This is a genomic window from Terrabacter aeriphilus, from assembly GCF_039542985.1.
In the GTDB taxonomy this organism is placed as follows: Bacteria; Actinomycetota; Actinomycetes; order Actinomycetales; family Dermatophilaceae; genus Terrabacter; species Terrabacter aeriphilus.
In genome coordinates this window covers 1-1183 of record NZ_BAABIW010000035.1, presented here as the reverse complement: position 1 = coordinate 1183, position 1183 = coordinate 1, and the positions used below count along the sequence as shown (strand labels likewise).

The window sequence follows — 1183 nt, the reverse complement described above, 5'->3', positions numbered from 1 at the left end:
TTCTCGTCCTTCTTCTTGTTCTTGTCATCGGTCTGCGGCGGCGGGATCACCGAGTTCCAGTTGTCGATCTTCACCCGGTTGCGGTCGATGTCCCACACGTCACCGGAGTCCAGGTCGTTCAGCACGATCAGACCACGGTTCACCCGCAGCTTCACCCCGTCGGTGCGCACCCCCTTCTTCATCGCCCCCAGATCCACCGTCGAGACATCAGCCGGCGAACCACAGTTGCGGCCGTAGTACACGTTCGACGGGCCGGCCCACGCCGCGTGCACGCAACCACCCAGACGCACCGGAGCCGACAGGAACAGACGCTGACCCGCCGAGCCCTGGCTCAGCTTGACCCCGGCGACCGTCGGGCTCTCACCCGTCAGCGACACCTGCGTCAACTGCGCCTCGTCCTGGATCAGCACGGCAGGGGCGTCCGGGCCGGGCTGCTGCAGCGCCGCGAACGCCGGGTTGCCCGGCTCCACACTGCCCACCGACAGCTGCTCCGGCGCCTCGAGCGCATCGGAGTAGAGCTTGCCGGTGCCCGAGTCCCACACCACCCAGTGGCCACCCACCGCGCTCACCTGCGCCGACTTCGAGGTGAACCCCAGCTTCGTCGTCACCGGCTTCGCGAAACCCTCACCCGCCGCCCTGATCACCGTCACCGTGCCCAGCTCGGCCGACACCGCATACACCGCGCCGTCCACCCCGACCGCGACCGCCGCGTTGCCCCCGACCTTCGCCAACGGCTTGGCCTGCGTCTGCAACCCGTCCAGCCCCGCCACACCCGCCCGGACGTCGACCCGCTGCGCACGAACCTCACCCTTGGCCGGGTCGACCATCGCCACCGTGCCACCCCGCACATCGACCAACGGCGCCGTGAACACCCGGTTACCCGTCGCCGTGCTCGGCTTCGGCACCGCCACCGCCTGCTCCGGCGCCAACGTCCCCTCCGCCGGGTTGATCGGCACGATCTGGTTGCTCGCCCGCGAATACCCCACGACCGCCGCACCGTCCTGGAACACATCCAGACCCGACCCGCTCGACCCGTCCGAGAGCACCCCGACATCGAGCTGACCCACCGGCTTGTTGATCCGCCCGTACCGGGCCTGCTCGGCATTGGTCACCCACACCCCGCCGTCGTTGAGGTCGGCCTTACGCACCACCTCACCCTCACTACGGGTCGCGAACCACACCA

The 1183-nt window shown here is 69.1% G+C and carries 1 protein-coding gene; it reads right to left on the bottom strand.

What is annotated here, in order from left to right; translation table 11 throughout:
- A partial coding sequence (locus ABD979_RS19960; RefSeq protein ID WP_486389412.1) for an NHL repeat-containing protein occupies window positions 1–1148 on the bottom strand: 1148 nt, incomplete at its 3' end.
- Window positions 1149–1183 lie beyond the last annotated feature (35 nt).